This window comes from Pseudomonas sp. CFBP 13719 (assembly GCF_014842095.1).
Classification (GTDB): Bacteria; Pseudomonadota; Gammaproteobacteria; order Pseudomonadales; family Pseudomonadaceae; genus Aquipseudomonas.
In genome coordinates this window covers 1-25062 of the sequence record NZ_JACYVB010000005.1, presented here as the reverse complement: position 1 = coordinate 25062, position 25062 = coordinate 1, and the positions used below count along the sequence as shown (strand labels likewise).

General features: G+C 63.0%; 28 protein-coding genes. 15 read left to right on the top strand and 13 right to left on the bottom strand.

What is annotated here, in order from left to right; genetic code table 11:
- Positions 1 to 15: 15 nt before the first annotated feature.
- Complete coding sequence (gene lolB, locus IFT57_RS16510) at positions 16 to 630, bottom strand: lipoprotein insertase outer membrane protein LolB (RefSeq protein WP_192152226.1); 615 nt, start codon at positions 628 to 630, stop codon at positions 16 to 18.
- A gap of 27 nt (positions 631 to 657) precedes the next feature.
- On the bottom strand, positions 658 to 2385 hold the full coding sequence (locus IFT57_RS16505) for a tetratricopeptide repeat protein (RefSeq protein WP_192152088.1): 1728 nt from the start codon (positions 2383 to 2385) through the stop codon (positions 658 to 660).
- A gap of 164 nt (positions 2386 to 2549) precedes the next feature.
- Between IFT57_RS16505 and hemA the strand changes: the two genes are divergently transcribed.
- From hemA to IFT57_RS16475, 6 genes are all read left to right on the top strand, one after another.
- Positions 2550 to 3827, top strand: coding sequence for a glutamyl-tRNA reductase (hemA, locus tag IFT57_RS16500; protein ID WP_122795342.1), 1278 nt, complete (start codon positions 2550 to 2552; stop codon positions 3825 to 3827).
- Positions 3824 to 4906 (top strand): peptide chain release factor 1, encoded by a 1083-nt coding sequence (prfA, locus tag IFT57_RS16495; RefSeq protein WP_122715162.1) that lies wholly within the window; start codon positions 3824 to 3826, stop codon positions 4904 to 4906. Before hemA ends, prfA begins: the two co-directional genes overlap by 4 nt.
- A gap of 3 nt (positions 4907 to 4909) precedes the next feature.
- A complete protein-coding gene (gene prmC, locus IFT57_RS16490; RefSeq protein ID WP_192152087.1) occupies positions 4910 to 5740 on the top strand; it encodes a peptide chain release factor N(5)-glutamine methyltransferase in 831 nt (276 codons plus the stop codon).
- Complete coding sequence (locus IFT57_RS16485) at positions 5734 to 6489, top strand: molybdopterin-synthase adenylyltransferase MoeB (RefSeq protein WP_122795339.1); 756 nt, start codon at positions 5734 to 5736, stop codon at positions 6487 to 6489. Before prmC ends, IFT57_RS16485 begins: the two co-directional genes overlap by 7 nt.
- Positions 6482 to 7273 (top strand): glutamate racemase, encoded by a 792-nt coding sequence (murI, locus tag IFT57_RS16480; RefSeq protein ID WP_122795338.1) that lies wholly within the window; start codon positions 6482 to 6484, stop codon positions 7271 to 7273. Before IFT57_RS16485 ends, murI begins: the two co-directional genes overlap by 8 nt.
- 115 nt (positions 7274 to 7388) lie before the next feature.
- The gene (locus IFT57_RS16475; protein ID WP_049861191.1) at positions 7389 to 7907 is read left to right on the top strand and encodes an acyloxyacyl hydrolase; all 519 of its coding nucleotides are present in this window, start codon (positions 7389 to 7391) and stop codon (positions 7905 to 7907) included.
- Between the two features lie 72 nt (positions 7908 to 7979).
- On the opposite strand, the gene phrB is transcribed toward IFT57_RS16475, so the two are convergent.
- The 5 genes from phrB to IFT57_RS16450 all read right to left on the bottom strand — a co-directional run bounded on the left by phrB (position 7980) and on the right by IFT57_RS16450 (position 12598).
- Positions 7980 to 9401, bottom strand: a complete 1422-nt coding sequence (gene phrB / locus IFT57_RS16470; RefSeq protein ID WP_192152086.1) for a deoxyribodipyrimidine photo-lyase — start codon at positions 9399 to 9401, stop codon at positions 7980 to 7982.
- 20 nt (positions 9402 to 9421) lie between these two features.
- Positions 9422 to 10333, bottom strand: a complete 912-nt coding sequence (locus IFT57_RS16465; RefSeq protein ID WP_122795336.1) for a MerR family transcriptional regulator — start codon at positions 10331 to 10333, stop codon at positions 9422 to 9424.
- Positions 10323 to 11285: a YbgA family protein gene (locus IFT57_RS16460; protein WP_192152085.1), complete on the bottom strand. Its 963-nt coding sequence runs from the start codon at positions 11283 to 11285 to the stop codon at positions 10323 to 10325. Before IFT57_RS16460 ends, IFT57_RS16465 begins: the two co-directional genes overlap by 11 nt.
- Positions 11286 to 11402: 117 nt before the next feature.
- Positions 11403 to 11627 (bottom strand): TIGR02450 family Trp-rich protein, encoded by a 225-nt coding sequence (locus IFT57_RS16455; RefSeq protein ID WP_192152084.1) that lies wholly within the window; start codon positions 11625 to 11627, stop codon positions 11403 to 11405.
- A complete protein-coding gene (locus IFT57_RS16450) occupies positions 11624 to 12598 on the bottom strand; it encodes an NAD(P)/FAD-dependent oxidoreductase (RefSeq protein WP_342030367.1) in 975 nt (324 codons plus the stop codon). The genes IFT57_RS16455 and IFT57_RS16450 overlap by 4 nt, the downstream gene beginning before the upstream one ends.
- Positions 12599 to 12899: 301 nt before the next feature.
- Here IFT57_RS16450 and IFT57_RS16445 point away from each other — a divergent pair, with 301 nt between their 5' ends.
- Positions 12900 to 13802 carry a TIGR01777 family oxidoreductase gene (locus IFT57_RS16445; RefSeq protein ID WP_192152082.1) on the top strand — a complete coding sequence of 301 codons (903 nt, stop codon included), beginning with the start codon at positions 12900 to 12902 and terminating at the stop codon, positions 13800 to 13802.
- 33 nt (positions 13803 to 13835) lie between these two features.
- A complete protein-coding gene (hemH, locus tag IFT57_RS16440) occupies positions 13836 to 14861 on the top strand; it encodes a ferrochelatase (protein ID WP_192152081.1) in 1026 nt (341 codons plus the stop codon).
- A 48-nt stretch (positions 14862 to 14909) separates the two neighbouring features.
- Here hemH and IFT57_RS16435 read toward each other — a convergent pair whose 3' ends face one another.
- Positions 14910 to 16172, bottom strand: coding sequence for a uracil-xanthine permease family protein (locus IFT57_RS16435; RefSeq protein ID WP_192152080.1), 1263 nt, complete (start codon positions 16170 to 16172; stop codon positions 14910 to 14912).
- A 3-nt stretch (positions 16173 to 16175) separates the two neighbouring features.
- Positions 16176 to 16814 (bottom strand): uracil phosphoribosyltransferase, encoded by a 639-nt coding sequence (upp, locus tag IFT57_RS16430; RefSeq protein ID WP_122715177.1) that lies wholly within the window; start codon positions 16812 to 16814, stop codon positions 16176 to 16178.
- A gap of 172 nt (positions 16815 to 16986) precedes the next feature.
- On the opposite strand from upp, the gene IFT57_RS16425 reads away from it, so the two are divergent.
- The 3 genes from IFT57_RS16425 to IFT57_RS16415 all read left to right on the top strand — a co-directional run bounded on the left by IFT57_RS16425 (position 16987) and on the right by IFT57_RS16415 (position 18633).
- Positions 16987 to 17544: a hypoxanthine-guanine phosphoribosyltransferase gene (locus tag IFT57_RS16425; protein WP_122475207.1), complete on the top strand. Its 558-nt coding sequence runs from the start codon at positions 16987 to 16989 to the stop codon at positions 17542 to 17544.
- 259 nt (positions 17545 to 17803) lie between these two features.
- Entirely contained in the window at positions 17804 to 18283 is a 480-nt protein-coding gene (locus tag IFT57_RS16420) for a hypothetical protein (RefSeq protein ID WP_192048523.1), read from the top strand.
- Positions 18284 to 18351: 68 nt separating this feature from the next.
- Positions 18352 to 18633: a PA4642 family protein gene (locus IFT57_RS16415; RefSeq protein WP_122715179.1), complete on the top strand. Its 282-nt coding sequence runs from the start codon at positions 18352 to 18354 to the stop codon at positions 18631 to 18633.
- Between the two features lie 461 nt (positions 18634 to 19094).
- Here the strand turns inward: IFT57_RS16415 and mqo are convergent, their stop codons facing one another.
- Entirely contained in the window at positions 19095 to 20606 is a 1512-nt protein-coding gene (gene mqo, locus IFT57_RS16410) for a malate dehydrogenase (quinone) (RefSeq protein WP_192152079.1), read from the bottom strand.
- Positions 20607 to 21189: 583 nt separating this feature from the next.
- Entirely contained in the window at positions 21190 to 21423 is a 234-nt protein-coding gene (locus IFT57_RS16405) for a hypothetical protein (RefSeq protein WP_122795326.1), read from the bottom strand.
- A 179-nt stretch (positions 21424 to 21602) separates the two neighbouring features.
- On the opposite strand from IFT57_RS16405, the gene IFT57_RS16400 reads away from it, so the two are divergent.
- Positions 21603 to 22196 carry a YajG family lipoprotein gene (locus tag IFT57_RS16400; RefSeq protein WP_192152078.1) on the top strand — a complete coding sequence of 198 codons (594 nt, stop codon included), beginning with the start codon at positions 21603 to 21605 and terminating at the stop codon, positions 22194 to 22196.
- A gap of 76 nt (positions 22197 to 22272) precedes the next feature.
- On the opposite strand, the gene IFT57_RS16395 is transcribed toward IFT57_RS16400, so the two are convergent.
- Both IFT57_RS16395 and IFT57_RS16390 read right to left on the bottom strand, forming a co-directional pair.
- Positions 22273 to 22479 carry a hypothetical protein gene (locus IFT57_RS16395; protein ID WP_122715212.1) on the bottom strand — a complete coding sequence of 69 codons (207 nt, stop codon included), beginning with the start codon at positions 22477 to 22479 and terminating at the stop codon, positions 22273 to 22275.
- A 132-nt stretch (positions 22480 to 22611) separates the two neighbouring features.
- A complete protein-coding gene (locus tag IFT57_RS16390; protein ID WP_122715182.1) occupies positions 22612 to 23778 on the bottom strand; it encodes a 1-acyl-sn-glycerol-3-phosphate acyltransferase in 1167 nt (388 codons plus the stop codon).
- 130 nt (positions 23779 to 23908) lie between these two features.
- Here IFT57_RS16390 and IFT57_RS16385 point away from each other — a divergent pair, with 130 nt between their 5' ends.
- From IFT57_RS16385 to IFT57_RS16375, 3 genes are read left to right on the top strand one after another with little or no spacing between them, the layout of a single operon-like run.
- A complete protein-coding gene (locus IFT57_RS16385; protein WP_192152077.1) occupies positions 23909 to 24091 on the top strand; it encodes a CPXCG motif-containing cysteine-rich protein in 183 nt (60 codons plus the stop codon).
- A complete protein-coding gene (locus IFT57_RS16380; protein ID WP_122475195.1) occupies positions 24091 to 24351 on the top strand; it encodes a putative signal transducing protein in 261 nt (86 codons plus the stop codon). Before IFT57_RS16385 ends, IFT57_RS16380 begins: the two co-directional genes overlap by 1 nt.
- 21 nt (positions 24352 to 24372) lie before the next feature.
- Complete coding sequence (locus IFT57_RS16375) at positions 24373 to 24993, top strand: SOS response-associated peptidase (RefSeq protein WP_192152076.1); 621 nt, start codon at positions 24373 to 24375, stop codon at positions 24991 to 24993.
- Positions 24994 to 25062 lie beyond the last annotated feature (69 nt).

The window sequence follows — 25062 nt, the reverse complement described above, 5'->3', positions numbered from 1 at the left end:
GTGCCTGCGCTCATGTCACTGCCCCAGCCGGCGCGGCTGCCAATCCTTGACCACCAGGGTCACGTCCAAGTCCTGGCCATGCAGCTTGATCCGCTCGGGCAGCCAGTAGCCATTCTGTTCGGTGTAGCTCAGGTATTCGACTTTCCAGCCATCCTGCGCCAGTCCCGCCAGGCGACTGTCACCGTCGAGGGTCAGCTGGCTCTTGCTGTCGGGAGCGGGCAGGCCGCGCACCCACCAGGACAGATGGGACACCGGCAGTTTCCAGCCCAGTTGCTGTTCGAGCAACTCCTCGGGTGTGGCAGCCTGGTAGCGACCCTGATTGGCCACCTCCAGGCTGACATCGCCCGGACGCCCGGTCAGACGCGCTGCGCCGCGCCCCAGTGGGCCGGACAGACGGATGTCGTAGTAATCCTGGCGCTGCAGCCAGTACAGGGTGCCGGAACCGGAATCCTTGGGCGCACGGATGCCGATCTTGCCGTTGATCTCCCAGCCGTCGAGCTGGGTGAGTTGTTGTTTGTGCACCTGCCACTGTTGTGGGTTGCCTTGGCCCTGCAGGGCTTCGCGGGAGCCCATGCCGGCACAGCCGGTGAGCACGGCGATGAAAGTGGCAACCAGCAGGTGACGCATCATGTAGGAGGTAGGACGCAAAGACATGGATTAAAGATTCTCTGAACCGGTCAGGCGCAGGATGGTGCTGCGCAGGACAGGGCTGTCGGGTTGTTCTTGCAGGGCCTTGCCCCAGATTTTGCGCGCTTCGCGCTGCTTGCCGCTGGCCCACAGCACTTCACCCAGGTGAGCGGCCACTTCGTGGTCGGGAAAGCGTTCGAGCGCGTCGCGCAGATAGCGCTCGGCGGCGTCGAGGTTACCCAGGCGGTAATTGACCCAGCCCAGGCTGTCCAGCACCGCGGGATCTTCCGGGTTGATCTGGTGTGCCCGCTCGATCAGGGCGCGGGCCTCCTCGAAGCGAGTGGTGCGGTCGGACAGCGTGTAGCCCAGCGCATTGAGTGCCATGGCATTGTCCGGCTCGCGCGCCAGAATGGCCCGCAGGTCCTTTTCCATTTGTACCAGGTCGTTACGCTTTTCAGCCAGCATCGACCGGGTGTACAGCAGGTTCAGGTCGTCCGGATTCTGTTTGATGGCGTTCTGCAGCACCAGCCAGGCAGCTTGGGTCTTGTCGTTGTTGGCCAGAGTTTCGGCTTCGATCAGGTACAGCTGGATCGCGTAGTCGGGCTGGGCATCGCGAGCCGCGGCCAGGCGCCGCGAAGCCTCGTCGGCGCGGCCGTTGGCGATCAGGATATCGGCTTGACGCAGCTGCGCGGGCAAATAGTCGGTACCGACATCTACCTGGGCGTACTCGTCGAGCGCTGTCTGTGGATCGCCGCGCTCTTCGGCGATCCGGCCCAGGTTCAAGTGTGCCGAGTCGACATGGCTGCCGCGCTCCACCAGTTGCTGGAGGTAGTTGTAGGCTTCGTCCCAGGCCTTGCCTTCGAGGCAAACCAGGGCCAGCGAATAGCGCAGTTCGTCGTCGTCCGGGTATTGCTGAACGAGCATCGCGAACTGCAGCTTGGCGTCGTCCATGCGGTTCTGTTCGACCAGCATGCGCGCGTAGGTAAGGCGCAGGCGCTTGTCGTCGGGAATTTTCTTGAGGTTTTTTTCCAGCAGCGGCATGGCTTCGCTGCCGCGATCCAGCGCGGCGAGCAGGCGGGCGCGCAGCAGGATGGGGGCGATTTCACCTTCCTGGGGTGGGTTGTCTTCCAGCAACGCCAGGGCGCCTTCGGTATCGCCATCCTGTTGCATCAGCAAGGCCTTGCCGAAGATCAGTTGGCCGTTGCCGGGGTACTTGCCCAGCAGGCGATCGAAACTTTGCAGCAAGCCGCGCCGGGTACTTTCGTCGGTGTCGGCCGCCGACAGCGCGAGAAAGTCGAAATGGGTGTCACCCTGGCCCTGCAGGACCTTCTCCATGTACACCAACGACTCGTCGTATTTGCCATTGCGCGCCAGCTGAATGGCGGCGGCACGCTGCGCGTCGAGGTCGGCGGGGGCGTTTTTCGCCCACAACTGCGCGGTCTCCAGCGCTGGCTGATCGGCGCCCAGGTATTCGGCGATGCGGAAGGCGCGCTCGGCAATGCCCGGATCCTGGGTCTTGCGGGCCTGGGTCACGTAGTTGCCCAGGGCAAGATCGAAACGATCGCGCTGCCCGGCCAATTCTGCGCTGAGCAGGCTGAACACGGTTTCCTCGCTGAACGAGCCGTAGACCTTGGGCGACTCGTCCGGCGCAGGCGCTGGCTGCGCCACAGGAACCGGGGTCGCCTGCTCTTTGGCTGGCCATGACTGGCAGCCCTGCAGCAAAGCGAAGGCGAGGAGCAACGTGGAGGTTCTATTCATAGAGGGGATTTTGGCGGCTTACCTGCGGTCGGATCATCATGACACAAGCCACAGGTCAAACCCATAACTCGAGGTTGCCTATTAGGACAATAGATAGCGGTGGTTGTTCTGGGCCGGACGAAGTAGGACAATTACCGGCTTCTCGACATCATCAGCGACCTTGAATGGCCTTTCTCGCCCTCGGTATCAACCATAAGACTGCTTCGGTAGACGTGCGCGAGCGCGTGGCGTTTACTCCGGAGCAGCTGGTAGAGGCCCTGCAGCAGCTTTGCCGGCTGACCGACAGCCGTGAGGCAGCGATCCTCTCGACCTGCAATCGCAGCGAGCTGTACATCGAACAGGATCACCTGGCTGCCGATGCCGTGCTGCGCTGGCTGGCCGATTACCACCGCTTGAGTGTCGAAGAGCTGCGCGCGAGCGCTTATGTGCACGAAGAAGATGCGGCTGTTCGTCACATGATGCGCGTGGCGTCCGGGCTCGATTCGCTGGTGCTGGGCGAGCCGCAGATTCTCGGGCAGATGAAATCCGCCTACGCCGTGGCCCGCGAGGCCGGCACCATCGGGCCGCTGCTGGGGCGTCTGTTCCAGGCCACCTTCAGCGCTGCCAAGCAGGTGCGCACCGACACCGCCATCGGTGAAAACCCGGTCTCGGTGGCGTTTGCCGCCGTCAGCCTGGCCAAGCAGATTTTCAGCGACCTGGCGCGCAGCCAGGCCTTGCTGATCGGCGCCGGTGAAACCATCACCCTGGTCGCACGCCACCTGCACGAGCAGGGGGTCAAGCGCATCGTGGTGGCCAACCGCACCCTGGAGCGCGCCAGTACCCTGGCTGCGCAGTTCGGTGCCCATGCCGTGCTGCTTTCCGATATTCCCCAGGAACTGGTCAACAGCGACATCGTCATCAGCTCTACCGCCAGCCAGTTGCCGATCCTGGGCAAGGGTGCGGTCGAGAGCGCACTCAAGTTGCGCAAGCACAAACCCATCTTCATGGTCGATATCGCCGTGCCGCGCGACATCGAACCCGAAGTCGGCGAACTGGACGACGTCTACCTCTATACCGTCGACGACCTGCACGAAGTGGTTGCCGAGAACCTGAAAACCCGCCAGGGTGCCGCCCAGGCCGCCGAAGAACTGGTGAGCGTGGGTGCCGACGATTTCATGCTGCGCCTGCGCGAGCTGGCGGCCGTGGACGTGCTCAAGGCCTACCGCCAGCAGGGCGAGCGTCTGCGCGACGAGGAGTTGCAGAAGGCCATGCGTCTGCTGGCCAACGGCAGCAACGCCGAAGAGGTACTCGCGCAACTGGCCCGAGGCCTGACCAACAAGTTGCTGCACGCACCCAGCGTGCACATGAAAAAGCTCTCCGCCGAAGGCCGCGTCGATGCGCTGGCCATGGCCCAGGAACTCTTTGCCCTCCATGAGGGCTCAACGGATAAGCCGCCGCAATGAAAGCGTCACTGCTCAACAAGCTGGACACGCTCCAGGACCGATTCGAGGAACTGACCGCCTTGCTGGGCGACGCTGAAGTCATTTCCGAGCAAACCCGTTTCCGTGCCTATTCCAGGGAATACGCCGAGGTCGAGCCCGTGGTGCTGGGTTACCAGCAATGGGCCAAGGTGCTGGCTGACCTGGAGGGCGCGCAGGCGTTGCTCAAGGACAACGACCCGGACATGCGCGAGATGGCTGCCGAGGAAGTGCGCGAAGCCCGCGAGCAGCTGGCGCAACTGGAAAGTGCGCTGCAGCGCATGCTGCTGCCCAAGGACCCCAATGACGGTCGCAACGTGTTCCTCGAGATCCGCGCCGGTACCGGCGGCGATGAAGCGGCGATCTTTTCCGGCGATCTGTTCCGCATGTATTCGCGCTATGCGGAACGCCGTGGCTGGCGCCTGGAAATTCTTTCCGAAAACGAAGGCGAGCATGGCGGCTACAAGGAGGTCATTGCCCGCGTCGAAGGCGACAGCGTCTACGGCAAGCTCAAGTTCGAGTCCGGCGCGCACCGTGTCCAGCGCGTGCCGGAAACCGAATCCCAGGGTCGCATCCACACCTCGGCCTGCACGGTGGCAGTGTTGCCGGAACCGGACGAGCAGGTGGCCATCGAGATCAACCCGGCCGATCTGCGGGTGGACACCTACCGGTCCTCCGGCGCCGGTGGCCAGCACGTCAACAAGACCGATTCGGCGATCCGCATCACCCACCTGCCGACCGGCATCGTGGTGGAATGCCAGGAAGAACGCTCGCAGCACAAGAACCGCGCTCGTGCCATGAGCTGGCTGTCGGCCAAGCTCAACGATATGCAGAGCAGCGCCGCGGCCAATGCCATCGCCAGCGAGCGCAAGCTGCTGGTCGGTTCGGGCGACCGTTCCGAGCGCATCCGCACCTACAATTTTCCGCAGGGCCGGGTAACCGACCATCGTGTCAACCTGACCTTGTACTGTCTGGATGAAGTGCTGGCCGGCGGCGTCGATGCAGTGATAGAGCCGCTTCTGGCTGAATACCAGGCCGATCAGTTGGCCGCGTTGGGTGAATAGAACATGACCATCATTGCCAGCCTGTTGCGCGCCGTCGAACTGCCCGATTCCCCGACCGCGCGTCTGGACATCGAGCTGCTGCTGGCTGCGGCGCTGGGCAAATCGCGCAGCTACCTGCACACCTGGCCCGAGCGCATCGTGCCCAGCGATGCCGCCAATGCCTTCGCCGCCTTCATCAAGCGTCGCCAGGCGGGCGAGCCGGTTGCCTATATCCTGGGGCAGCAGGGGTTCTGGAAGCTCGACCTGGAAGTGGCCTCGCACACCCTGATCCCGCGTCCCGAAACCGAGCTGCTGGTAGAGGCTGCGCTGCAATTGCTGCCGGCCCGCTCGGCGCGGGTACTCGATCTGGGCACCGGTACGGGCGCGATCGCCCTGGCTCTGGCCGGCGAATGCAGTGCCTGGCAAGTCACTGCAGTCGACCGCATTGCCGAAGCAGTGGCCCTGGCCGAGCGCAACCGTGTGCGCCTCAACCTGGGCAACGCCCGGGTGCTCGAGAGTCACTGGTTCAGTGCTTTGCAAGGTGAGCGTTTCGACCTGATCGTCAGCAACCCGCCCTACATTGCCAGCACCGACCCGCATCTGCAGGCCGGCGACGTGCGCTTCGAGCCTCCCAGTGCGCTGGTGGCCGGCGAAGACGGCCTCGACGATCTGCGCCTGATCATCGGCCAGGCACCTGCACACCTGCATCCGGGCGGCTGGCTGCTGCTCGAACACGGCTACGACCAGGCACCGGCGGTGCGTGAGCTGCTGGCCCAACACGATTTCGAGCAGATCGAAAGCCGTATCGATCTCGGCGGTCACGAGCGCATCACGCTGGGGCGGTTGCTGTGCTGACCGATCAGGAGCTGCTGCGCTACAGCCGGCAGGTGCTGCTGTCGCAGGTCGACATCCAGGGCCAGCTGAGGCTCAAGGGCAGCCGCGTACTGATCGTCGGCTTGGGTGGGTTGGGTTCGCCGGTGGCGCTGTACCTGGCTGCAGCGGGCGTCGGCGAGCTGCATCTGGCCGACTTCGACACGGTCGATGTGACCAACCTGCAGCGCCAGGTGCTGCACGACAGCACCTCGGTGGGTAGCAGCAAGGTCGATTCGGCCATTGCCCGGCTGGGCGCCATCAACCCCGAAATCGCCCTGGTGGCGCACCGCGCCGCGTTGGATGAAGACTCGCTGAGCGCAGCGGTTGCCGCCGTCGACCTGGTGCTCGACTGTTCCGACAACTTCGCCACGCGCCAGGCAGTGAACGCCGCCTGCTTTGCCGCCGGCAAGCCGCTGGTCAGTGGTGCCGCGATCCGCCTGGAAGGGCAGTTGTCGGTGTTCGACCCACGGCGTCCGGAAAGTCCCTGCTACCATTGCCTGTACGGCGAAGGCAGCGATGCCGAGCTGACCTGCAGCGAGGCCGGCGTGGTAGGCCCGCTGGTCGGGCTGGTGGGCAGCCTGCAGGCACTGGAAGCGTTGAAGCTGTTGGCGCAGTTCGGTGATGTGCTGGTGGGTCGGCTGCTGTTGATCGACGCCTTGGGCACTCATTTCCGCGAAATGCGGGTCAAGCGCGATCCCAAATGCCCGGTCTGTAGCACGCGGCATGTCTGAAGCGCCTGTCGGCGTGTTCGATTCCGGCGTCGGCGGCTTGTCGGTGCTTGGCGAAATCGAACGGCTGCTGCCTCGCGAATCCCTGCTGTACGTGGCCGACACCGGCCACATTCCCTATGGCGAGAAATCCAGCGAATTCATCCGTGAGCGTTGTGCCACGGTTGCACGGTTCTTTCACGGGCAAGGTGCCAAAGCGTTGGTGCTGGCCTGCAACACGGCCACGGTCGCTGCAGTGGCGGATCTGCGTCAACGCTATCCCGACTGGCCCATCGTTGGCATGGAGCCTGCGGTCAAACCTGCCGCAGCAGCGACCCGCAGTGGTGTCGTCGGTGTGTTGGCTACCACCGGCACCCTGCGCAGCGCCAAATTCGTGGCACTGCTCGACCGCTTTGCCAATGAAGTGCAGGTCATCACCCAGCCGTGTCCCGGACTGGTCGAGCTGATCGAAACCGGCGACCTTGACAGTCCGGCGCTGCGCCTGTTGCTGCAGGGGTACGTGCAACCGCTGCTGGACGCCGGTTGCGACACCCTGATTCTGGGCTGCACGCACTATCCGTTCCTCAAGCCCCTGTTGGCCACCATGGTCCCGGCCAACGTGGCGCTGGTCGATACCGGCGCCGCCGTGGCGCGTCAGCTGCAGCGATTGCTGAGTGCAGGAAACCAGCTGGCGGAGGGGCCGGCGCAGCCCGCGCAGTTCTGGACCAGTGGGTCGGCAGATATTTTTAGAAATGTCCTACCGAAGCTGTGGAAATTTTCTGACAATGTGCAAGTATTCACGTTGTAAAAAAAATGTGAAAAAAACGGGGTGTAACACTGAACTTACGTTCCAACTCCGATTCCATAGCTTGTCCATTTTTTCGACAAAAATTCTTACAACTGCATTCGGTAGGATGTTTCTCATGAAGAGACTGTTCAGTTTGGCTGCGCTTGCAGCCTTGATGTTGGGGCAATCGGTGACCGCGAACGCGGCCGACCTATCGTTTTCCGCGGGCGAAACGGGCGAATCGTCCCAGGTCTATCGCATTGGCTTGCAATCCAATTGGGACAAGAGCTGGTTCCAGACCGACGTCGGTCGCCTGACCGGCTACTGGGATGCTGGCTATACCTACTGGGATGGCAAGGACTTCAAGGACAACCACAGCCTGTCGTTCGCGCCGGTATTCGTCTACGAATTCGGCGGCGGGTCCATCAAGCCTTACATCGAAGCCGGCATCGGTGTCGCCGCCTTCGCGCACACGCAGATCGAAGGCAACAAGCTGGGTTCCTCGTTCAACTTCGAAGACCGTATCGGCTTCGGCGTGCGCTTCGGTGGCGGTCACGAGCTGGGTGTGAGAGCGATCCATTACTCGAACGCCGGCATCAAAGAGCCGAACGATGGTATCGAAGCCTACACCCTGAACTATCGCATGCCGCTGTAAGTTTTTTCTCGGCCAGCATTGGCCGTCGCGCGGGCAGGGTCCTCTGTCCGCGATTGCTTCAATCCTTCTTTCCTACTTGGCTTTGCGTGGCAGGTTCTTGAATGCCGCCAGGGCGCGTGCGCGTCCTTCCTTCAGATCCACGATCGGGCGGGGATAGTCGTTCTGCTTGAGTGCATCACCTGACGGCGCATGGACCTGCTTGCGATCCAAGCCTTCCAGCTCGGGCAGCCATTGCTTGAGAAACACGCCTTGTTCGTCGAACCGCTGCGATTGGCTCACCGGGTTGAAAATCCGGAAATACGGCACCGAGTCGGTACCTGTGGAGGCACTCCACTGCCAGCCGCCGTTATTGGAGCACAGGTCACCGTCGATCAGGTGCTGCATGAAGAAACGCTCGCCTTCGCGCCAGTCGATCAGCAGGTTCTTGCTCAGGAACATCGCGGTAATCATGCGCAGGCGGTTATGCATCCAACCGGTGGACACCAGTTGACGCATGGCCGCATCGACGATGGGAATGCCGGTGCGCCCCTCTTTCCACGCCTGCAGCTCGCTGGGCGCCTTGCGCCAGGGCAGGGCGGCGTACTCCTCGCGAAACGGCCGATGCATCGAAACGCGCGGATAGCCAACCATGATGTGCCGGTAGAACTCGCGCCAGATCAGCTCGCCGATCCAGGTTACGGCGCCGACGTTGCCGCTCTCGAATTCACCGCGATTGCTGTTGAGCGCCGCATGCAGGCACTGGCGCGGAGAAACCACGCCGGAAGTCAGGTAGGCCGAGATCTGGCTGGTCCCAGGGTGCGCGGGTAGATCGCGCTCGACCTTGTAGTCTTCGATCGGTTGGTCGGTAAAGGTGTCCAGGCGCTTGTGCGCTTCTTCTTCTCCGGCCGGCCAGAGCTTGATCAGCGACTTGTCGGGGGCGGCGAAGCCTTTCACCTGATCAGGCACTTTGTCGGCGGCAATGTGCACCGGTTTCTGCGCACGGGGCTTTTTTACCAGTGCAGGGACTGACTGGTGCAGGCGTTCGTAGCAGACCTTGCGAAACTGGCTGAAGACCTGGAAATAAGTACCGCCCTTGGTCAACACGCTGCCGGGTTTGAACAGCGCTTGATCCAGATAGCGGTGCAGGGGAATGTCCACCTTGGCCAGGGCCGCCTCTACCGCCTCGTCGCGGCGGTTCTCATTGACACCGAACTCGTCGTTGCAATGCACCGCTTCGATCTTGTGCTCGGCGCACAGGGCGCTGATTACCTTGGGTGCCTTGTCCCAGGTGTCCGCTTCACGCAGCAACAAGGGGATGTGCAGGGCCTTGAGGCTCGCGCTCAGTTCCTTGAGATTGCGCAGCCAGAAGTCGACCTTGTTCGGTGAGTCGTCGTGTTCCAGCCATTGCCTGGGGCTCAGCAGGAACACGCCCAGGGTCGGGCCTTGCTCGCAGGCGGCCGCCAGGGCGGGGTTGTCGTGCACTCGCAGGTCGCTGCGCAGCCAGATCAATTGCATGAAAGCCTCGTCATTCGAATTCAGGGTTGCCGGTCGGCCAATACGCCAGACGCCTGCAGCATCTGCTGGGCGTGCAACGGATCGGTCGCCAGGTGCAGATCGGCAATGGGAGAAGGGCCGTCGCCCGCGGCGGCACGGTGAATGAGCACGGCCGAGCCCACCAGCCATTTGGGGCACGTGCAACCGACCAGCAACCGCCCCAGCGCCGCGAGGTTGAGGGCCTTGTCGGCGTACAGCACCAGCGCGCGTGCCTGAAGCTTGTCGCAGGCCAGGGCCAGCTCGCCCGCCGGCAGCGGCGCGTCGAACACCTGCACCGGGCAATCGCTGCTGCTGATCAGCCAGGCCCCCAGCCACAGGTACGGGTCCGGAGTGATGTCCGCTTGATTGACCAGCACCACAGGTGCGCCGCTCAGTTGGCGGTTGTTGTGATAGAGGCGGGCACCCAGTTTGCTGCGCAGCCAGCCATGGAAGAACACACGTTGCATCTGCGCCCCGAACTGGCCGGCCCAGCGCTGCTCCAGATCGGTCAGCAGCGGCAGCAGCAAGTGCTCGCACAAAGTGGCAGGCGGATACAGGGCCATCGCTTGATTGAACAGATCATCCAGCTGACGCTCGGCCATATCGGTGATGGCCTGGATCAATGTCTGGCGCAGCTGCTGCCAATCGTTCTGGACTTGCGGCCGGGCATCGCGAGGAGCGTCGAGCAGTTGCTTCACCTGGCTGACTGCCACGCCTCGGTTGAGCCAGGTCAGCACGTGCTGGATCCGCGCAATCTGTGCGGCGTCGTACAAACGATGGCCCTTGGCGGTGCGGTGAGGCACGATCAGGCCATAGCGCCGTTCCCAGGCGCGCAGGGTAACCGGGTGCACACCGGTTTGCCGGGTGACTTCGCGGATCGGCAGCCAGTCGGTGCCGTTGGCGTCAGATGGCATTGCGCAAGCTCAGGTTTTCCGGGTGTGGCTGCAGGTAGGTCTGCTGGGCAATGTAGGGGTCTGGATGGATGCGGAACAGGTGTTTGAGCAGCGTCATCGGTACCACCAGCGGCACGATGCCCTCACGGTACTGATTGATCAGTTGTTGCAGCTCTTGCTTGTCCTGCGCATCGATGTCGCGCTTGAGGTAGCCGCTGATGTGCTGCAGCACGTTGCTGTGGGTGCCGCGAGTGGCGCAGCGCTTGAGCGCCTGCATCAGTTCACTGAAATACTGCGGGCCGATCTGCGCGGCATCGCCGCGGCCCATGCTGCCCAGCAGCTTGCCCAGGACCTTGTATTGCAGCGGGTTGTTGGCCATCAACTGATATTTGAAGCGCGAGTGGAATTCGGTCAGGGCACGTCGCGTCAAACCTTCCGCCAGCAGCGCTTGCCATTGGGCATAAGCGCCAACGCGCACAAGGAAGTTTTCCCGCAGTACCGGATCGCACAGACGACCTTCTTCTTCCACCGGCAAATCCGGGTGGCGTGCGCAGAATGCCTGGGCATAGATGCCGCGGCCGCCTTCGCGTTGAGGAGCGCCGTTGTCGCGATAGATCTTCACCCGCTCCAGGCCACAGGACGGCGACTTCTGCATGAAGATGTAGCCGCAGAGATCGGTTAGCTCACCAGCCATTCGTTCGCCGTAGGCCGCCAGAGGCGCGGTAACGTTGATGTCGGGATGCACGGTGCCCACCGCCTGGGTGTGATCCTTGTCGCCGACCAGACGAATCGGCTCGCGCGGCGTACCCAGGCCAATGGCGACTTCGGGGCAGACCGGGACGAACTCAAAATGCTCGACCAAGATCCGGCTGCACCAGCGCGATTCCTTGTGCCCGGCGTTGTAGCGCACGGGTGCACCGAGCAGGCAGGCGCTGATACCGATCTTGGGTTTGCTGACGCTGGGCTCTTGCATGACGGACCTCTTCTGAAACCTGTACATACTGACAACGCTGTACAGCATAGTTTCATCTTAGGTCCGTATTTGTACAGGTCAAATGCTTTGTACAGAATTACAGTCATTGGCAGGGTGTCACTGCCAGCCCATCTTCCAGCTCTGCATATCCTGCAGGGCCTGCCACGGCAGACGTTCGGCACGGTGGGTGAGAACCGCCTGCAACTCGACCTCCAGCACGACGCCTTCGTCATCGCAGAACACTTCGCTGACCAGGAAATGCTTCTCGCGGTTCACGGGGCGCACGGCGGTCCATTTCGACAGCAACAGCTTGCGCGGATTGAGCCGATGCCGGGCATTCATTGCAAGTGCTCGAGCAAGCGCCGCGCGGCTTCCTGGCCACTGAGCCAGGCGCCTTCGACGCGGCCTGACAGGCACCAGTCGCCGCACACGTACAGGCCCAGGTCGGGGTCGGCCAGCGCACCCCACTCATGGGGGTGAGCCGGGCGCGCGTAGAGCCAGCGATGAGCGATGCTGAAACTTGGCGCAGGCATCGGGCAAGTCACCAGCTCGGCGAAGGCGCCATGCAGCTGTTCGATCACTGCCTCGCGGGACAGGTCGATGTGCTGCTTGCTCCACGCGCTGGTGGCGTGCAGCACCCAGGTGTCGCAGCTGTCTTCGCGACCGGGCTTGCTGCCGCTTCGCGCCAGCCAGTCCAGTGGACTGTCCTGCACGAAGCAGCCCTGCATCGGTGTGTCCAGTGGCGTGTCGAAGCTCAACGCCACCGACCAGGTGGGGTCCATCTTGACCCCGGCCACTTGCGTGGCGAGCTTGGGCGCACTGGCCAGCAGCGCGGTGGCCTGGGGCGCCGGAACAGCGAGCACGACGTGGCTGAAGGGTCCATGGCTGACGCCCTCGGCATCCAGCAGCTCCCAGAATTCCTCGCCCTTGAACACCTCGGCGATGCGGCAGGAAAAGGCGGCAGGCAGGTCGACAGCCATGGCCTTGGCAATGGCACTCATGCGTGGCGCACCGACCCAGCGTACCTGCTCGTCGGGCGACGGGCTGAGCCGACCTTGCTTGGCGTTGTACAGCGAAGGCGACCACGGCTGTACGCAACCTTCGGCCTGCCATTGCTGGACTTGGGCCACGAAGCGCCGGTCGCGGGCAGTGAAATACTGCGCGCCGACGTCGATCGAGCCGACCTCGCTGCGCTTGCTCGACATGCGGCCACCCACACCGCGTGCCTTGTCGAAAAGCTGCACCGCGTGGCCAGCCTTGTGCAACGCCTGGGCGGCGGAAAGCCCCGCCATGCCGGTACCGATGATTGCAATAGGTACGGTCGCTGAAGGTCCAGTCGCCGCAGTTGAGGTCGTCGCAGGTGCCGTAGGTAAAGTCGCCGTAGGTAAAGTCGCCGTAGGTAAAGTCATAGTGCCCTCGTAACAGCTTCGTAAGCGCTATGCACACGTGTGTTCGAAAAAACAAACCTGTACAAAAGACTTAATAAGTATAAGTTAACGGGATCCTTTTTGCTCAGGTGTCCTATGGTTCATGAGAGAGGCACGCGGATGGAAAGTGCCTGTCTCATGAAAATAGACTAGCGCTGCAGACGCAACGCCACATTGGAGAAACCTTATGCACATATTGCTGACCGGCGGCACCGGGCTCATCGGCCGCAAGCTTTGCCAGCACTGGGTCGGGCAGGGGCATCGACTGACGGTGCTCAGTCGCCAGCCGGGCCAGGTGAAGCAGCTGTGCGGGGCCAGCGTGCGCGGCGTGGCGCAGCTCGAGGAAATTGGCGACGAAACAGTGGACGCGGTGGTCAATCTGGCCGGCGCGCCGATTGCCGATCGCCCGTGGACGGCGCGACGCCGGGCGTTGCTGTGGAGCAGCCGAATCACGCTGACCGAGCGCCTTCTGGCATGGCTGGAAAGCCGTGCGCAGCGGCCTGAAGTGTTGATTTCCGGCTCGGCGGTCGGCTGGTATGGCGATGGTGGCGAGCGTGAATTGAACGAGACCTCGCAACCGGTCAAGGAGGACTTCGCCAGTCACTTGTGCATTGCCTGGGAAGAGACGGCCCTGCGCGCCGAAGCGTTGGGCGTGCGGGTGGTGCTGGTGCGCACCGGGCTGGTGCTGGCGAGCCAGGGCGGCTTTCTCAAGCGCCTTGCGCTGCCGTTCAAGCTGGGGCTGGGAGGCCCGATCGGCAGTGGCCGGCAGTGGATGCCGTGGGTTCACATCGACGATCAAATCGCCTTGATTGATTTTCTCTTGCGCCAGACCCAGTGCCGTGGTCCCTATAATGCCTGCGCGCCGGAGCCGGTGCGCAACCGTGAATTCGCACGACAACTGGGACGTGCCCTGCATCGCCCGGCTTTCCTGCCGCTGCCCTCGCTGTTGCTCAAGGCGGGGCTCGGCGAGCTGTCAGGGCTGTTGCTCGGTGGCCAGCGCGCACGCCCGGTGGCGCTGCAGGCCGCAGGTTTCAATTTCCGCTACAGCGAACTATCCGCCGCCCTGACCGAATTGTCGCGGCGCCTCTGAGCTCTAAACGACGAACCTGAAATAGGACGCTGCATGACCGATCACGCCCTGCTGCTGGTCAACCTGGGGTCGCCCGCATCGACCCAGGTGGCCGATGTACGTAGCTATCTCAACCAGTTCCTGATGGACCCTTATGTCATCGACGTGCCGTGGCCGCTGCGGCGTCTGATCGTGTCGCTGATTCTGGTCAAGCGCCCCGAGCAATCGGCACACGCCTATGCCTCGATCTGGTGGGAGGACGGCTCGCCGCTGGTGGTGCTGACCCGGCGCCTGCAGGCGGTCATGGCCGAGCAGTGGCGCCATGGTCCGGTGGAAGTCGCCATGCGTTATGGCGAGCCGTCGCTCGATACGGCACTCTCTCGCCTGGCCGAGCAGGGGGTGCACAAAGTCACCCTGGCGCCACTTTATCCACAGTTCGCCCAGAGCACCGTAACCACGGTGATCGAGCAGGCACGCAAGGTGGTGCGCGAACGCAAGCTGGCCATGCAATTCAGCGTGCTGCAGCCGTTCTACGACCAGCCGGAATACGTGGATGCCTTGGTGGCCAGTGCCAAGCCCTACCTGGCGCAACCCCACGACCACCTGTTGATGAGTTTCCACGGACTGCCCGAACGGCACCTGACCAAGATCGACCCCACCGGCGGCCACTGCCTGCGTACGACCGACTGCTGCCAGAATGCACCGCCTGAAGTGCTCGCCGTCTGCTATCGCGCTCAGTGTCTGCGTACGGCCAGTGCCTTCGCCGAGCGCATGGGCCTTGCCGAGGGCAGCTGGTCGGTGTCCTTCCAGTCGCGACTGGGCCGGGCCAAGTGGATCGAGCCCTACACCGAGGCGCGTCTGGATGAACTTGCCAAACAAGGGGTGAAGAAGTTGCTGGTGATGTGCCCGGCGTTCGTCGCCGATTGCATCGAGACTCTGGAGGAGATCGGCGACCGCGGGCGCGAGCAGTTCTGCGAGGCGGGGGGCGAGGAGTTGGTGCTGGTGCCGTGCCTGAACGATCACCCGCAATGGGGTGAAGCGTTGAATACCCTGTGCGAGCGGGCACCCTTGATGCTGTGACGCTGAATCTGCCAGCAGGGAGCGCCACCATGGCGCTCCCTGGCGGCTTCAGGCCTGCGAGTCCTTTTTCCAGTCGCCGTGCCCCGGCAGCAGTAGGTTCAGGGCAATCGCCACCACGGCGCACAGGGCAATGCCCTTTAGGCCGAAGTCATCGGGCCCGGTTCCGGTGCCGACCAACACGCCGCCGATGCCGAACACCAGGGTTACCGAGACGATCACCAGGTTACGCGCCTCGGCCATGTCGACCTTGTGGCGAATCATGGTGTTCAGGCCCACCGCTGCGATGGAGCCGAACAGCAGGCACAGGATGCCGCCCATCACTGGCACTGGAATGCTTTGCAGCAGCGCGCCGAACTTGCCCACGAATGCCAGGCTGATCGCGAAGATCGACGCCCAGGTCATGATCTTGGGGTTGTAGTTCTTGGTCAGCATGACCGCGCCGGTCACTTCCGCATAGGTGGTGTTGGGCGGTCCGCCGAACAGGCCGGCGGCAGTCGTGGCAATGCCGTCGCCCAGCAGGGTGCGGTGCAGTCCGGGTTTCTTCAGGTAGTCACGGCCGGTCACGCTACCCACGGCGATCACGCCACCGATGTGCTCGATGGCCGGTGCCAGCGCCACGGGCACAATGAACAGGATGGCCTGCCAGTTGAACGCCGGCGCCGTGAAGTGTGGCAGTGCCAGCCAGGAGGCTGCGGCGATCTTGGCCGTGTCCACCACACCGAAGGCGAATGCCATGGCGAAGCCTACCAGCACCCCGGCGATGATCGGCACCAGGCGAAAGATGCCCTTGCCGAACACTGCGACGACGATGGTGGTGAGTAGCGCCGGCATGGAGATCCACATGGCCGTGGCGTAGGGGATCAGCTCGGTGCCGTCGCCGGCCTTGCCCATCGCCATGTTGGCAGCGATCGGCGCCATCGCCAGGCCGATGGAGATCACGACCGGGCCGATTACCACGGGCGGCAGCAGGCGGTCGATGAAGCCGGTGCCCTTGATCTTCACCGCAAGCCCAAGGAAGGTGTAGACGAATCCGGCCGCCATGATCCCGCCCATCGTCTCGGCCAGGCCGAACTGGCCCTTGGCAAGGATGATAGGCGTGATGAAAGCAAAGCTCGATGCCAGGAATACCGGCACCTGACGACCCGTCACCAGTTGGAACAGCAGCGTGCCCAGGCCCGCGGTGAACAGCGCCACGTTCGGGTCCAGGCCGGTGATCAGCGGCATGAGTACCAGCGCGCCGAACGCCACGAAGAGCATCTGCGCGCCTGACAGCACCTGCCGCCAAAGCGGATCGTTGAACTCGTCCTGCATGGGTCAGGCGTCCTTCTGCTTGGTGCCGAAAATCTTGTCGCCGGCATCGCCCAGCCCGGGGATGATGTAGCCATGCTCGTTCAGGCGTTCGTCGATCGAAGCGGTGTAGATCTGCACATCAGGGTGCGCCTTTTCCACGGCGGCAATGCCCTCGGGAGCAGCCACCAGCACCATGGCGCGGATTTCCTTGCAGCCGGCCTTCTTCAGCAGGTCGATGGTGGCAACCATGGAGCTGCCGGTGGCCAGCATCGGGTCGATGATCATCGCCAGGCGCTCGTCGATTTCATCGACCAGCTTTTCCAGGTAGGTGTGGGCCTGCAACGTGTCCTCGTTGCGCGCAACGCCCACGGCGCTGACCTTGGCACCTGGAATCAGGCTGAGCACGCCGTCGAGCATGCCGATGCCGGCGCGCAGGATGGGCACCACGGTGATTTTCTTGCCCGCGATCTTTTCGACCAGCACCGGGCCAGCCCAGCCTGCAATTTCGTAGTTTTCCAGGGGCAGATCCTTGGTAGCCTCGTAGGTGAGCAGGGCTCCGACTTCCTGGGCGAGCTCGCGAAAGTTCTTGGTGCTGATGTCGGCACGGCGCATGAGGCCGAGCTTGTGGCGGATCAGCGGGTGGCGGATCTCACGGATAGGCATGGGGAAAGGCTCCGAACGGGCAAAAAAACGGCGGTAGATTAATCTATTGTATCGGGCTGTCCTATAGACATACTGCACGTTAGTGCATGAAAGCCTGGATTGTGCTTGATTCACGTCAGGTGTGTGCGTACCTTTGCCCGCTTTTCTTCCACCGCCCCCCTTGGAGAGCGTCATGTCCGCTGATCTCGAGCACATCCGTCAAGTCATGCGAGAGGCCGACTGCCTGTACACAGAAGCCCAGGTCGAGGCCGCCATTGCCAAGGTCGGCGCGCAGATCAACGCTGAACTGGCCGATCGCAACCCCGTGGTGTTCTGCGTGATGAACGGCGGGCTGATCTTCTCCGGCAAGCTGCTGACTCATCTGGATTTCCCGCTGGAGGCTTCGTACCTGCACGCTACCCGCTATCGCAACGAAACCCGCGGCGGCGATCTGTTCTGGAAGGCCAAGCCGGAAATCTCCTTCATCGACCGCGACGTGCTGATCATCGACGACATCCTGGACGAAGGCCACACGCTCAGCGCCATCATCGATTTCTGCAAGCATGCCGGCGCCCGCGCCGTGCACACCGCCGTGCTGATCGACAAGGACCACGACCGCAAGGCCAGCCCCGACCTCAAGGCCGACTTCGTGGGTCTGCCGTGCATCGACCGTTATATCTTCGGCTACGGCATGGATTACAAGGGCTACTGGCGCAACGCTGCGGGCATCTTCGCCGTCAAGGGCATGTAAGGCCTCTCTCCGGATACCGAGCCTGGGTTTATCGCATTCCCCCAGATCCATGGCGTGCGCCGCCGACGCGGCTTGCGCCGCTGCTACAGGGATTGCGTGTGCCGCCGATGCGGCTTGCGCTTTTGTGACAGGGCCTGTTCAGTGCCAGACCTGATTGCGTTGTTCTTGTAGCAGCGGCGCGAGCCGCGTCGGGGCTCGCCACAGACTCGCCCCCCTTGCAACATGCTAAAGTCCGCGGCTCTTCCACAAGGAGCCGCCCATGCGCCTGACCGTTGCCGCCATTGCCTTGCTGACCTGTCTGCCGCTGGCTGCAGCGCCTGGGCATGGCGTTGTTCATGAACAGTTCCTGCCGCCCGATGAGCAGACCCTGCGCGAAGGTGATCCGCAGCAGCAACTGTTGCAGGTGACCAGCTACTCGGTGGTCATGGGCAACCAGCGCCTTTCCAACCAGCAGCCCATACCGGTGACCGCGCCCATGCTGTTGCGCTTGAAGGGCAAGGCGTTGAGCAAGGACGCGAAACTGGCCGAAGTGCTGATCACCTTCGATGGCGAAAGCAAAAGCCTGAAGCGGCCAGCTTTCGACGCGGCCACTGGCACCTTGGCCCTGACCTATCCGCTGAGCCAGTACCGGATCCTGCTCGACCTGCTGCGCAACGACACCGTCTACGTGCAGTTCCTCAGCTACCCCAATGGGCATGTCTGGGCCGATCTGCACACCGGCAACCTACGCGCGCGTTGAGCCCATCGCCAAGCCGAGGGTAAACTGCCTGCCCCGTGAATGACCGTGATAGCGAGTTGGAGTCGGTAATGCGTAAAGACAAGAAGCAATTGATTGGCGACGAGATCGGCGATGAGCAGATCAAGCTGTTCCTGAATTTCGAGCCGGTCGATGCCACCTCGCCGTCGCTGCACAAGCTGATCAAGGCGTACCGTGGCCTGCGCGTCGATGACTTCGCACGCTTTCTGGTGTTCTTCAAGGAAGCGGGCTACGAGCTCGACGGCAAGGACGAACACGGCAACGATTTCATCACCTTGATTCGCGACCAGCGCAACGCCCAGGAATACATCGACCTGATCCAGCGAGCCTGACACGATCCCCGTAGCAGCGGCGCAAGCCGCGTCGGCGGCACATGCGGTGTGTCTGTGGAAACGCGGTGAGCCCGGACGCGGCTGGCACCGCTGCTACAAGGGCGGTGACCCGGACGCGGCTTGCACCGCTGCTACAAGGGCGGTGGCCTGGACGCGGCTTGCACCGCTGCTACAAGGGCGGTGGCCTGGACGCGGCTTGCACCGCTGCTACAAGGGCGGTGACCCGGACGCGGCTGGCACCGCTGCTACAAGGGCGGTGGCCTGGACGCGGCTTGCACCGCTGCTACAAGGGCGGTGGCCTGGACGCGGCTTGCACCGTTGCTACAAGGGCGGTGGCCTGGACGCGGCTGGCACCGCTGCTACAAGGGCGGTGGCCCGGACGCGGCTGGCGCCGCTGCTACAGGAGCGATGCAATTCCCTGTAGCAGCGGCGCGAGCCGCGTCGGCGGTACGTGCGGTGTGTCAGGCGTAATGCTGCACGCCGTCCGCTTTTTCCGCGAGCTCGAGCGCCACGTCGCTGTCATGGCTGACGCGACGGTAGGTTTCGGCATCGTTCGCCAGTACCTGTTCGCGGGCAGGGAAGATCTCCGCCAGCTTGGTCGCCCACGCCTGTGATCGGGTCTGCTCGGGAAAGCAGCGTTCCAGCAGGTCGAGCATGATCGACACGGTCACCGAGGCACCCGGTGACGCACCGAGCAAGGCCGCCAGCGAGCCGTCGGCGGCAGACACCAGCTCGGTGCCGAATTGCAGCACGCCACCTTTTTTCGGGTCCTTCTTGATGATCTGCACGCGCTGGCCAGCCACCTCCAGACGCCAATCCTCAGCGCGGGCCTGCGGGTAGAAGCGCCGCAACGAATCCAGACGCTGCTCCATGGACTGGCGCACTTCGCTCATCAGGTACTTGGTCAGGTCCATGTTGTCGCGGGCCACGGCCAGCATCGGTCCGATGTTCGCCGCGCGCACCGACAGCGGCAGGTCGAGGAACGAGCCATGCTTGAGGAACTTGGTGGTGAAGCCGGCGTAAGGGCCGAACAGCAGCGACTTGTTGCCATCGACCACGCGAGTGTCCAGGTGCGGCACGGACATGGGCGGTGAGCCCACCGCAGCCTGGCTGTAGACCTTGGCCTGGTGCTGCTTGACCACCTCGGGGTTGTCGCAGCGCAGCCACTGGCCGCTGACCGGGAAGCCACCAAAGCCCTTGCCTTCTTCGATCCCGGACATCTGCAGCAATGGCAAAGCAGCACCGCCTGCGCCCAGGAATACGAATTTGGCGTCGATTTCGCGGGTATTGCCGGTGTTGACGTCCTTGATGCTGACCGTCCAGCCACTGCCCTTGCGCACAAGGCCAGTGACCTTCTTGCAGTACTTGACCTGCGCGCCGGGTGCGCTGGCCAGATGGGCCAAAAGCTTGTTGGTCAAGGCGCCGAAGTTGACGTCGGTACCGCCCATCACACGGGTGGCACTGATGTGCTGATCGGCCGGCCGCCCTGGCATCATCAGCGGCATCCACTCGGCCATCTTTGCCTTGTCTTCGGTGTATTCCATGTCGGCGAAGGCATGGTGGGCCTTGAGCATTTCATAGCGCTTCCTGAGGAAGGCCACGCCCTTGTCACCCTCGACATAGCTCAGGTGCGGCACCGGGCTTATGAACGAACGTGCCGAACCGAAGCTGCTCTTCCTGGTCAGGTAAGCCCAGAACTGCTTCGAGACCTCGAACTGAGTGTTGATCTGCACGGCTTTCTTGATGTCGATGGAGCCATCGGCGGCCTGCGGCGTGTAGTTGAGCTCACACAGGCCGGCATGGCCGGTACCGGCGTTGTTCCACGGATTGGAGCTCTCCGCGGCACCGGAGTCCATGAGCTCGACGACTTCCAGCTTCAATGCCGGGTCGAGTTCCTTGAGCAGTACGGCCAAGGTGGCACTCATGATGCCGGCCCCTACCAATACCACGTCGACTGCTTCGTTTTGCGCCATTTAACGCGTCTCCAAAATCTTCAGCACCCATTGACAGCATGGGACCCCGGTACGTCTGTGCAGGCCTGGGTCGCCATGTCCGAATCTTCGCAACTGCATCGCTGAAATGGCCTGTGCCGACAAGTCTGCCGGGCATTGCCCATGAACTCACGTTCGGCCCGCCAACGCCATAGGACCATGGTTGATACGTGCGTTCAGCGAGCAAGAGCCTTCATGCGAAGCGTTCGATCCTTCCTCGTTGGGCTGTTCGGGACGCAGATAGTGCTGGTACAGATCCAAGACTTTTCATTTGCTCGCCACACTCTTGTGAAGTTGTGAAACCCGTTTATTTCACGCTCTTTTGGAGTCGTGAACCTCAAGAAGGCTGCTTGGAGGATCGGCAGCGGCAGGGTGGCACGAGCGAATGGAAACGCCAGCGCGTGACCTGCGTGGGCGGCTCTCTGTGGGCGGTGCGGAGGCCAAGACGAGTGTGTTGGCAGTGCTGCGAGGCCCGATCAGGAGACGTCCTTATAATCGGGGGAAGATTATAGCGATGAAACGCGGCGAGTTGATCGTTATTTACAGGCTTTTGGTGACCGGCCAGTCAGGCGTGCACCGCTCGAATCCCGCCAGCCCCCGTGGCACGGGAGCTGACGCGGGCATGGGCAGGCAATGGCTGGCCCAGCCATTGTGGGCGAATATCGCCAACCTCGACCCAACCCTCGCCGAGGGGCGCCTGCTGGCATTGCTTGAAGGCGCGGCACAGGCCCTGCTGGTCGAGAGCGACGTAGCAACGATAGGGCTGGCTGGCCCTGAACAGAGACTTGAGAAAACCCATGAGCGATTCTCCGTGCGATGGCGTGCGGTGGACTGTAGCCGCGATACTGCCCGCAGACGGTGACAGGCTGATGACATGCATCACGCTGGGTCGCCTGCACGTGTTTCATGGCTGGTCCATTGCCCGCAGGCCCCGCTATACTCGCGGCTTATCCACTGCCCGTTGCCGGAGAGATGCGCATGTTGCACCGCCTGTTGTTCGCTATGATCGCTGTGACCAGTCTGACGTTGGTCGGTTGTGCCAACAGCCCGCAACAACTCAGCCCGCAGCCGCGCCTGACTTCGCAGTTCGCCGCTGTCGGCCAGGGCCAGGCAGTGGCCGTGCGCGTCGTCGACGGTCGACCTTCGCCGACCCTGGGCACCCGTGGCGGCCTTTATCCGGAAACCAGCGCAGTGAGCGTTGCCGCCAACGATGTACTGCCCAAGCTGCAGGCCCAGGCCGAAGCGGCCGTAAGACTGCTCGGCTTCACGCCCACGGGCAACAATGGCAGCGCGCCTACGTTGACCATCACCCTGGCCGAGCTCAAGTACCAGTCGCCCAAGGACAAGATGTACGTCACCGAGGCCAACATCGGCGCCACGTTCAAGGCCGACGTCACCAACGGTGGCCGTCACTACAGCGGCCGCTACGGCGCGTCCTTGAACCAGCGTTTCGGCATGGCGCCGAACCAGGAAACCAACACCAAGCTGGTCAGCGATGTGCTGAGCGATGCGCTGACGCGCGTGTTCAAGGACGCCACCATTGGCCAGACCCTGTCCCAGAACAACTTCTGACAGCGTCTGCCCGTTACGAAAAAGCCCGCGATGTTCGCGGGCTTTTTCATGGGCCGGATTTCACTGCGTGCAGGCTTCAGGCCGCGCGCATGTGAAAGTCGAGCACGCTGATACCGGTGCCCAGGTCCAGATCGGGCCAGTCACCGTGCTGATGACCGCCCAAGGCGCAATACACCAGCCACTGTCGGTCCTGGACATTGAACGCCAGGGCGTCGATCAGAGCTTCCTGCTCGTCGCTGGCGGTAATGTGGTAGAGACGATCCTGGTTAAGGGCGTGCAGCATGGCGGGCATCCGAAGCGTGTTGGGTGAGGGTGCAACACGATGCCTGTTTTGTATGAAGGGTGCATGAAGGGTGCATGAAGGGCGTATGACGGTGCCATGACGGCCGCATGACACCCTGTACGCTGGCTGACCCTAGAGCGGCAGCCCTGCCTTGACGCGATACTGGTTGCGCACTGGCGTGGCGTATTGCACCACCAGGAACGGTCGCTGTTCCACCGGACACTCGCGCAACCGTCGCAGCCATTCGGCACGGGCCTTTTCCAGCTCGGCGGCTGGAAACACATCGGCTGCTGCAGGTACCTGCAGCTCGGGATCGGCATCCGCCCACTGCGCGTAGGCCAGGTAGTGCACGGGAAACAGGCGATAACCGCCCAGAATCTGCCGGTCGATCTCCATGGCCAACTGCTTGGTGTCTTCGAACGACTCGGTGATGGGCGCGGCAAAGTTGATGTGCACGCGGCCCTTGTAGCCGGTGATGCCCTGGGCAATGCTGACGTCGTCTTCGCCGGGTGCCTTATTGTAGGCGCCCTTGGTGGCACGGATGTACAGCTCGCGTGCCTTGGCCTGATCGCAGGGGTCGTACTCGTAGCTGATCGACACCGGCGTCAGGTTCAGCGCCTTGATGGTTTCGCCGAAAGGCTCGTCCTTGCGGCTCATGTGAAACATCTTGAGGATCGCCGAGTCGGTGCGGTCGTCACCGTCCTTGGCGCGGCCTTCGGCCTGGGCGATCCAGATCGAGGCGCAGTCGTGGCGGATCGAGTGATTGATGTAGGCCGACAGCAGCTGGTAGGACGCCAGCTTTTCACGACGCCCGACCAGCGAGCGATGGACGATGAAGCTCTTGTTCAGGCGCATCAGGTCGCTGACGAAAGGCTTCTGCAGCAGATTGTCGCCAATGGCAATGCGCGGCGTCGGCAGGCCTGCGTGGTACACGGCGTAGTTGACGAACGCCGGGTCCATGACGATATCGCGGTGGTTGGCCAGGAACAGGTACGCACTGCCGGACTTGAACTGCTCGACACCGGTGTAGGTCACACCGTCGGTGGCGCGGTCGATGGTGTGGTCGACGTAGAACTCGACCTTGTCCTGCAGGGTGGCGACGTTGGTGACATCCTTGAACTCGCGGCGCAGACGCCGTGCGATCAACGGCTTGAGCAGCCAGCCAAAGGTCTTGGCCTGACGCGGGAAGCGGAAGTGGGTGAGGATATCCAGGAATGCCGGGTCGCTGAGCAACCGTGCCAGAACGGCAGGTACTTCGGCGTCGTCGTACGGTCGGATGGCATCGAATTCGCCCATCATGCTCTCTTGTTGGAAACGGCTAAGGTAAAGGTACAGGCGCAAGGTTGTGGGCAAAGGGTAGGGGCCCATGTAGCCAACGGCCTGCAAACAGAGTGGCGATTATACGCACAAGTGAGCCGTGGAGGCCGCGATGCTGGAAACCCAAGATTACGATTGCCCCTATTGCGGCGAGCCTGCCGAAGCGGTGCTCGATCTGTCCGCTGGCGATCAGGACTATATAGAAGACTGCCCGGTGTGCTGCCGACCCATCGTGTTCGCCCTGCAGACCGATGGCGAGGACTGGTCGCTGCGCATGCGCAGCGAGAACGAGTGATGCAGCGCATCTACGAGCCCGCCAGTCTGCTGGAGGCGCAGATGCTTCTGGGTATGCTGGAAAACGAAGGGGTGGGTGTGCATCTGGCGGGTCGAGATCTGGTCGGCGGGATGGGCGACCTGCCTGCCATGGGCCTGCTGGGTTTGCTGGTGGCCGACGAGCAGGCCGATTACGCACGGCAGTTGATCGGTGAGTACAATGCCGCGCTGCCCATGTCGGGCGACGAGCCCGACAGTTTTCCCGGGGTTCTGCTGTGCTAGACCCCTCAAGAGTTTTTTCTGATGTGTGGACGTTTTGCCTTGTTTCGCTGGTCACCCGCTTTCGCCGCGCAGGAGGGCTTTCCCCAAGGCCAACAGGCGCAGTGGAACATATCGCCGGGTGACTCGGTGCTGATCCAGCGCCGCGAGGGGGAGCGCTCGACCCTGGCCAAGGCGCGCTGGGGGCTGACCCCGCCGTGGTTGACCGACCTGTCGCGAACCCCTGCCCATGCGCGGGCAGAGACGGTGGCCGAGCAGCCGATGTTTCGCGAAGCCTTGCGCCTGCGGCGTTGCCTGATTCCGGCCAACGGCTTCTACGAGTGGCGGGGCAATGTGCGCAAGCGGCCTTTCTGGCTGACGCCAGGCGAGGGTTCTTCGCTGTTTTTCGCGGGTATCTGGGAAGCCTATCCGGTGCAGGAGCAGGTCTGGTTGAGCACGGCAGTGGTGACCCAGCCGGCCATGAGCCAGCGCCGGCCGTTGATCCTCGATGCCGCCGGGCAGGCGGCTTGGCTGGACCCGGAAACGCCCTTGGCTGCCCTGCAGTCGTTGCTCGCCGCACCGCAGGCCGCCCTGCGCGAGCGTCCGCTGGCCAATCTGGTCAATGACCCCAAGCTCAACGCCCCGGAGTGTCTTACCCCGGCGTGAGTCTTTGCAGACACCGCGTCGCCTGTTTCGCGGCCACGGACCGCTCCCACGGGTTTGCGCGGAGCAACT

Excerpts from the sequence above, each read along its gene's own strand:
- lolB (WP_192152226.1), bottom strand. The coding sequence starts at position 630 with ATGATGCGTCACCTGCTGGTTGCCACTTTCATCGCCGTGCTCACCGGC.
- IFT57_RS16505 (WP_192152088.1), bottom strand. The coding sequence starts at position 2,385 with ATGAATAGAACCTCCACGTTGCTCCTCGCCTTCGCTTTGCTGCAGGGC.
- hemA (WP_122795342.1), top strand. The coding sequence starts at position 2,550 with ATGGCCTTTCTCGCCCTCGGTATCAACCATAAGACTGCTTCGGTAGAC.
- prfA (WP_122715162.1), top strand. The coding sequence starts at position 3,824 with ATGAAAGCGTCACTGCTCAACAAGCTGGACACGCTCCAGGACCGATTC.
- prmC (WP_192152087.1), top strand. The coding sequence starts at position 4,910 with ATGACCATCATTGCCAGCCTGTTGCGCGCCGTCGAACTGCCCGATTCC.
- murI (WP_122795338.1), top strand. The coding sequence starts at position 6,482 with ATGTCTGAAGCGCCTGTCGGCGTGTTCGATTCCGGCGTCGGCGGCTTG.
- IFT57_RS16475 (WP_049861191.1), top strand. The coding sequence starts at position 7,389 with ATGAAGAGACTGTTCAGTTTGGCTGCGCTTGCAGCCTTGATGTTGGGG.
- phrB (WP_192152086.1), bottom strand. The coding sequence starts at position 9,401 with ATGCAATTGATCTGGCTGCGCAGCGACCTGCGAGTGCACGACAACCCC.
- IFT57_RS16465 (WP_122795336.1), bottom strand. The coding sequence starts at position 10,333 with ATGCCATCTGACGCCAACGGCACCGACTGGCTGCCGATCCGCGAAGTC.
- IFT57_RS16460 (WP_192152085.1), bottom strand. The coding sequence starts at position 11,285 with ATGCAAGAGCCCAGCGTCAGCAAACCCAAGATCGGTATCAGCGCCTGC.
- IFT57_RS16455 (WP_192152084.1), bottom strand. The coding sequence starts at position 11,627 with ATGAATGCCCGGCATCGGCTCAATCCGCGCAAGCTGTTGCTGTCGAAA.
- IFT57_RS16445 (WP_192152082.1), top strand. The coding sequence starts at position 12,900 with ATGCACATATTGCTGACCGGCGGCACCGGGCTCATCGGCCGCAAGCTT.
- hemH (WP_192152081.1), top strand. The coding sequence starts at position 13,836 with ATGACCGATCACGCCCTGCTGCTGGTCAACCTGGGGTCGCCCGCATCG.
- IFT57_RS16435 (WP_192152080.1), bottom strand. The coding sequence starts at position 16,172 with ATGCAGGACGAGTTCAACGATCCGCTTTGGCGGCAGGTGCTGTCAGGC.
- upp (WP_122715177.1), bottom strand. The coding sequence starts at position 16,814 with ATGCCTATCCGTGAGATCCGCCACCCGCTGATCCGCCACAAGCTCGGC.
- IFT57_RS16425 (WP_122475207.1), top strand. The coding sequence starts at position 16,987 with ATGTCCGCTGATCTCGAGCACATCCGTCAAGTCATGCGAGAGGCCGAC.
- IFT57_RS16420 (WP_192048523.1), top strand. The coding sequence starts at position 17,804 with ATGCGCCTGACCGTTGCCGCCATTGCCTTGCTGACCTGTCTGCCGCTG.
- IFT57_RS16415 (WP_122715179.1), top strand. The coding sequence starts at position 18,352 with ATGCGTAAAGACAAGAAGCAATTGATTGGCGACGAGATCGGCGATGAG.
- mqo (WP_192152079.1), bottom strand. The coding sequence starts at position 20,606 with ATGGCGCAAAACGAAGCAGTCGACGTGGTATTGGTAGGGGCCGGCATC.
- IFT57_RS16405 (WP_122795326.1), bottom strand. The coding sequence starts at position 21,423 with ATGGGTTTTCTCAAGTCTCTGTTCAGGGCCAGCCAGCCCTATCGTTGC.
- IFT57_RS16400 (WP_192152078.1), top strand. The coding sequence starts at position 21,603 with ATGTTGCACCGCCTGTTGTTCGCTATGATCGCTGTGACCAGTCTGACG.
- IFT57_RS16395 (WP_122715212.1), bottom strand. The coding sequence starts at position 22,479 with ATGCTGCACGCCCTTAACCAGGATCGTCTCTACCACATTACCGCCAGC.
- IFT57_RS16390 (WP_122715182.1), bottom strand. The coding sequence starts at position 23,778 with ATGATGGGCGAATTCGATGCCATCCGACCGTACGACGACGCCGAAGTA.
- IFT57_RS16385 (WP_192152077.1), top strand. The coding sequence starts at position 23,909 with ATGCTGGAAACCCAAGATTACGATTGCCCCTATTGCGGCGAGCCTGCC.
- IFT57_RS16380 (WP_122475195.1), top strand. The coding sequence starts at position 24,091 with ATGCAGCGCATCTACGAGCCCGCCAGTCTGCTGGAGGCGCAGATGCTT.
- IFT57_RS16375 (WP_192152076.1), top strand. The coding sequence starts at position 24,373 with ATGTGTGGACGTTTTGCCTTGTTTCGCTGGTCACCCGCTTTCGCCGCG.